The organism is Mesorhizobium sp. M4A.F.Ca.ET.050.02.1.1, from assembly GCF_003997725.1.
Classification (GTDB): Bacteria; Pseudomonadota; Alphaproteobacteria; order Rhizobiales; family Rhizobiaceae; genus Mesorhizobium.
This window is the reverse complement of the sequence record NZ_RZSG01001512.1, coordinates 1-439: the sequence shown is the minus strand read 5'-3', so window position 1 is coordinate 439 and position 439 is coordinate 1. Positions and strand designations below refer to the sequence as shown.

The window sequence follows — 439 nt, the reverse complement described above, 5'->3', positions numbered from 1 at the left end:
GTAAAGCTTCTGTTGATCCCAAACCGGAATCAGATCGCGGGCATTGGGGGTGCCGGCAAAGGTCGTGTAGATGTCATAATCATGCGTCGTGGCGCCGTCTTGGATCCACTCCGCCTCAAAGACGGGTGGCGCGCCGTAGCCAACGATGTCGAAGTCAACCACCACGATATCGAGATAGCCGCGGTGCGCCGAAACGAAGTCTGCGCCCTCCTCCTTGACCATCGCCGGGTCGCGAGGCTGATCGCCACGACCATCATAGGCGGTGAACTTCAGGCCCTTCTGGCGATAGCCAACGCTGCCGTCATAGACGAGCTTGCCGTTGGCATAGAGCTTGCGCATCGTCCACGTTGAATCCGGCACCAGCGGGCGCGCAAAGCGCAGCCTGGCCGTCAGCTTCGACGTGGTTGTCGTAACCGTGTCCCAAAACTCGATGTGGGTC

The 439-nt window shown here is 60.1% G+C and carries 1 protein-coding gene; it reads right to left on the bottom strand.

The genetic code is table 11. The features are described 5' to 3' along the window. Positions 1–339 (bottom strand): hypothetical protein (locus tag EOA33_RS38415; protein WP_210212671.1); only part of this gene is annotated, 339 nt, incomplete at its 3' end. Between the last annotated feature and the right edge of the window lie 100 nt (positions 340–439).